Source organism: Arthrobacter agilis (genome assembly GCF_002953615.1).
Classification (GTDB): Bacteria; Actinomycetota; Actinomycetes; order Actinomycetales; family Micrococcaceae; genus Arthrobacter_D; species Arthrobacter_D agilis_B.
The window spans coordinates 3,139,807-3,144,497 of the sequence record NZ_CP024915.1 but is presented as its reverse complement, the minus strand read 5'-3'; the positions used below and the strand labels follow the sequence as shown (position 1 = coordinate 3,144,497).

Genomic DNA, 4,691 nt, shown 5'->3' with positions numbered 1-4,691 from the left:
TTCGGGCCGCTCGGACGACAGCAGCCCCTCGATGCCGGCCGCCCGCCGATGGTCCTCTTCCGTAGCCGTGCCGCTGCCGTAATGGGTCTCGTTGAACAACTCGGCCAGCCACGCGGCATCGGCCGATCGCGCCGGGAAGGCATCCCCGAGCTGGACGGCGGCCTCGGTCGCCGTCCGGCCGGGCTGTTCCTCGATCACCAGGCGCTCCTCCGCCGAGCGGATGGTGGCACGCAGCAGTTCCGCGACGGCGCCGGTCCAGTCGGCCTCCGCGGCGAGACCGGCGGCGCGGCGGCGATGGTATGCGGCCGAGCGCCTGACGTCGCCGTCGAACACGGCGGCGTCCCGTTTCTTCCCGCGCGCGTTCAGGCGGGGCTTGATGAGCAGGACGGCCACGACGATGACGAGTGCCGCGCCGATCGCGACGACGACCGTTCCCGGGCCGGCTCCCAGTCCGCCCATCCCGTCGAGGAGCCGGGCGATGCCACGGAGGAGGTCGCCGAGGATCCGTTCGACGATGGAGGGCTGGGCTTCGACGTAGGCAGGCTTCGCGAGTTCTTCCTGGAGGAGCCGGCGGGCCTCGTCGGCGTCGGGCGCGGGGAAGGGCCGCCCGGTGGTCACCGGCGGCCCCTGCCCGGCGCCGGGGAGGTGCGCGTCGGCATCAGGCGGGCCCCCCGGGCTGGTGGCCGAAGGAGGCGGTGCCGCCGGGGAGGATGTCCGGGTGCCCCGCTCCGGCCTGTTCGTGCTCACGCAGGAGGACGACGTCGAAGCCTTCCCGTCGCATGCGGAGATCGACGTACAGCAGTGCGGTCACGCCCGCCTGGAAGGCGTAGCCGATCGCCGTGAAGAGAGCCGCGATGGCCTGGGTGGCGATCAGGAGCGGGAGCGAGTCCAGGGCATCCGGCGCGGCGGACGCGCTGGAGCTGAAGCCGAAGAAGAGGGACACCGCGAAGGTGAGGGGGGTCGAGATGACGGAGCCGATGATCGAGACGATGATGCTGGTGAGGAGCACGATGCCGAACGTCCGCCACCAGTTGCCCCGGGTCAGCTGCCACGAGCGCTTGACGGCCGTCCAGGGCCCGATGCCCTCGAGCATGATGGCCGCGGGTGCGACGGCGAGTTTGATGCCCGCCCAGACCAGTGCCGCCATGCCCGCGAGCACGAGGGGCACGATGACCAGGGCGGAGTATTCCGCCAGGCCGATGATCGCGAGCGCCGAGATCCCGACCACCACCACGAGGCCGACGAGTCCCGCGGCGACGGACAGGAGGCCGAAGCCCAGCAACGGGAGGATGCGGCTGCGGGAGAGGCGCCACGCCTGACCGAAGGAGGTCCGCTGGTTGATCACGGCCCGTGCCAGGGGGATGACGAGGATGCCCTGGAGCACCAGCAGCGCCGCGGCGGACACGATGCCCGCGACGGAGGCGAAGACGCCGAAGCCGGCGAACGCGCCGATGATGCTGTCGGGCGTCGGGTTCTGCGACTCGAACACCTCCAAGGACGACAGGACGTTCCCGAGCATGAGCACGGTCACCAGGGCGACGACGGCCTGCAGCAGGATGGCGATGCCAAAGGTGGCCAGCGGGTTCCTGCGGCAGGCCTGGAAGGCACCGTCGAGGATCTCGCCGAGTCCGAGGGGCCGCAACGGGATGACGCCCGGCTTCGGCGGGGCCTGGTACCGGGGGGCCCGGGGGAAGGGCTGCCCTCCGGAGGGGCCGTTGCCCCAGGGTGCGCCCGGGGCCCCGTAGCCGCCCCAGCCCGGCGCCCCGCCCGACCCCGGTGCGGGAGAGGGGCCGGGCGCAGTGAACCTGCCCGGTGCGCCCTGGTGCCCGGAGGGATCGGATGGCCGGTCCCACGGGCTGGACGGCGGTGGAGGGGCGCCGGGCTCCTGCGGCACGCCGGGGGCCGGACGGCCGGGCGACTGCCAGGCGGGCCGGTCCTGCCGACGGGGTGCCGACGCGCCGGGGGGCTGCCACGGCCCGGACCGACCCGGGACCGGTTCTCCCGGTGGTCGCGACCGCGGGTCGCCACCGCTCCCGTCCTGCCCCGCGGGAGGTGTCCCGCCGGCCGGCCCATTCGTCGAATCACTCATTGCGCCCCTCCGTCGATGCTGCCGGGACGCATGCGTTCAGCTTCCCCTCCTGCATCATAGTGAGCCGCGCCACCATCGGCAGGAGCCGCACGCACCACGCGTGTGCCGTCCGTCCCACCACGCCGTCGCCGGGGTGGTGGGACATTGTGCGTCGAATGGGACAGTATGGGGGTATGAAGGCTCGCATACTGGTCATCGACGATGATGAGGCCCTGTCCGAAATGATCGGCATCGTCCTCCGCAACGACGGCTTCGACCCCGTGTTCTGCGCCGACGGCGCCGCGGCGCTCGGCGTCTTCCGCTCGTCGCACCCGGACCTCGTCCTGCTGGACCTGATGCTCCCGGGCATGGACGGCATCGAGGTGTGCCGCCAGATCCGGAACGAGTCCGACCTCCCCATCGTGATGCTCACGGCGAAGTCCGACACCTCCGACGTCGTCCGCGGGCTCGAGTCGGGGGCCGACGACTACGTGCCCAAGCCCTTCAAGCCGGCCGAACTCGTCGCCCGTGTCCGTGCCCGGCTGCGCCCGGCGGAGTCGAAGGCTCCGGAGACCCTGCGCATCGGGGAGGTGAGCATCGACGTCGCGGGCCACGAGGTGACGCGGGCCGGCGAGCGCGTGTCCCTGACCCCCCTGGAGTTCGACCTGCTGGTCGCGCTCGCCCGGAAGCCCTGGCAGGTGTTCACGCGCGAACTGCTGCTCGAACAGGTGTGGGGCTACCGCCACGCCGCCGACACGCGACTCGTCAACGTCCACGTGCAGCGGCTGCGCTCGAAGATCGAGCGTGATCCCGAGGCACCCGAGATTGTCCTGACGGTGCGTGGTGTCGGCTACAAGGCCGGACAGGGCTGACGCGGCGGGCGCGGCCGATCGCGCTCCCGGTTCCCCCTTCTCTTCTCCCGAGGTCCCGCGGCCTTCCGTAGCCTCCGGCGTAGGCTCCGCCGACCCCACCGCGTCGGCTTCCACGCCCGCAGCGGCTCCGGGTGAGCCCGTCGCCCTCGACGTGCGCGACGCGCAGGACGGCGACCGGGCGTCCGGCGGCAGGGCTCCCGGCTCGCTCGCCGCCGCCGGTCCCGAGGTCGTCGCACGGCTCCGCGCGGGGCTGGTCCGACTCCGGGCCCTGCTGCGATCGATCGCCAGCCACTGGCGGCGATCCCTGCAGTTCCGGACCGTCGTCGCGACGATGCTCCTGGCATCCGTCTCGTTCGTCGCCGTCGGCGGCTTCCTCTCCAACCAGATCGCGAGCGCGCTCTACGACGAGCGCTTCGACCAGTTCAGCGCGGAGGCCGGTTCCGCCCTCGTCGACACGAAGGCGGTCTTCCGGGACTCCTCGGCGACGGACCGGGACACGACGAGCCGGTTGGTGCTCGATTCCGTGAACGCCCTGGTGGGCAGCGAGACCGATGCGCCGCGGCAGTCGATTTTGGTGCCCATCTCCGGGGAGGGGCTCTTCATCCCGACCACCGTCAGCCAGGACGGCGCCACGGCGGGCATGCTCCCTCCCGACCTCCAGTCGGCGGTCCGCGACGGCCAGGACATCTACTGGGCGCCCATCACCATCCCGGTGACGCAGGACGGCGACCAGGACGCGCCGGGCATCGCCTTCGGGACGCAGGTCCAGCTGCCACCCGAGCGCAGCCCCTACGCCCTGTACGTCTACTACGACCTCTCCTCCATGCAGTCCACGCTCGACTACATCCACGGTGTGCTGTGGCTCGTGGGACTGGTCCTCCTGCTCGTCATCGGTGGCATCACCTGGTACGTGACGCGCAGCGTCATGCTGCCGGTGAGCCACGCGGCGTCGGTGTCGGAGAAGCTCGCGTCGGGTCAGCTGCAGGAGCGCATGGAGGTCAGCGGTGAGGACGAGGTGGCCCGGCTCGGGGCGTCCTTCAACCACATGGCGGGCAGCCTGCAGGACCAGATCACGCAGTTGGCGCAGCTGTCCCAGATGCAGCAGCGCTTCGTGTCCGACGTGTCCCACGAACTCCGGACGCCCCTGACCACCGTGCGGATGGCGGCCGAGGTGCTGCACGATGCCCGGGACGAGTTCAATCCGGTGAACAAGAGGTCCGCGGAGATCCTCTTCGACCAGGTGGAACGGTTCCAGGCGCTGCTCGCCGACCTGCTCGAGATCTCCCGGTTCGACGCCGGTGCAGCCGTGCTGGAGGCCGAGTCGGTCGATGTCGTGCAGCTCGTGCAGCATGCCATCGACGGGGCGCGGCCACTCGCCGAACGGCTCGGCTCGGACCTCCGGATCGTCTCCGCGGAGACCGAGTGCATCGCCGACGCGGACGGACGTCGTATCGACCGGATCCTCCGCAACCTGATCGTCAACGCGCTCGAGCACGGTGAGGCGCGGCCGGTGGAGATCCACATCGCCTGCAATCCGGAGGCGGTCGCCGTGGCGGTCCGCGACCACGGCATCGGGATGACGCCGCTCGAGGCCTCGCGCGTCTTCGACCGGTTCTGGCGGGCGGATCCCGCGCGGGCGCGGACCACCGGTGGCAGCGGCCTGGGCCTGTCGATCGCGACCGAGGACGCCCGGCTCCACCACGCCTGGCTGGAGGCATGGGGCATGCCCGGCGAAGGAGCATGCTTCCGGC

General features: G+C 71.7%; 4 protein-coding genes. 2 read left to right on the top strand and 2 right to left on the bottom strand.

The genetic code is table 11. From position 1 onward, the window contains the following. Both CVO76_RS15390 and CVO76_RS15385 read right to left on the bottom strand, forming a co-directional pair. The coding region (locus CVO76_RS15390; protein ID WP_208740016.1) for a DUF4129 domain-containing protein at positions 1 to 618 on the bottom strand (618 nt) is incomplete at its 3' end. 40 nt (positions 619 to 658) lie between these two features. Further along, positions 659 to 1,894, bottom strand: a complete 1,236-nt coding sequence (locus CVO76_RS15385) for a glycerophosphoryl diester phosphodiesterase membrane domain-containing protein (RefSeq protein WP_208740015.1) — start codon at positions 1,892 to 1,894, stop codon at positions 659 to 661. Positions 1,895 to 2,262: 368 nt separating this feature from the next. Here CVO76_RS15385 and mtrA point away from each other — a divergent pair, with 368 nt between their 5' ends. Continuing rightward, positions 2,263 to 2,940: an MtrAB system response regulator MtrA gene (gene mtrA / locus CVO76_RS15380; protein ID WP_133080939.1), complete on the top strand. Its 678-nt coding sequence runs from the start codon at positions 2,263 to 2,265 to the stop codon at positions 2,938 to 2,940. 151 nt (positions 2,941 to 3,091) lie between these two features. Then, a partial coding sequence (gene mtrB / locus CVO76_RS15375) for an MtrAB system histidine kinase MtrB (protein ID WP_244186024.1) occupies positions 3,092 to 4,691 on the top strand: 1,600 nt, incomplete at its 3' end.

Coding starts and splice junctions, on each gene's coding strand:
- mtrA (WP_133080939.1), top strand. CDS start 2,263: ATGAAGGCTCGCATACTGGTCATCGACGATGATGAGGCCCTGTCCGAA.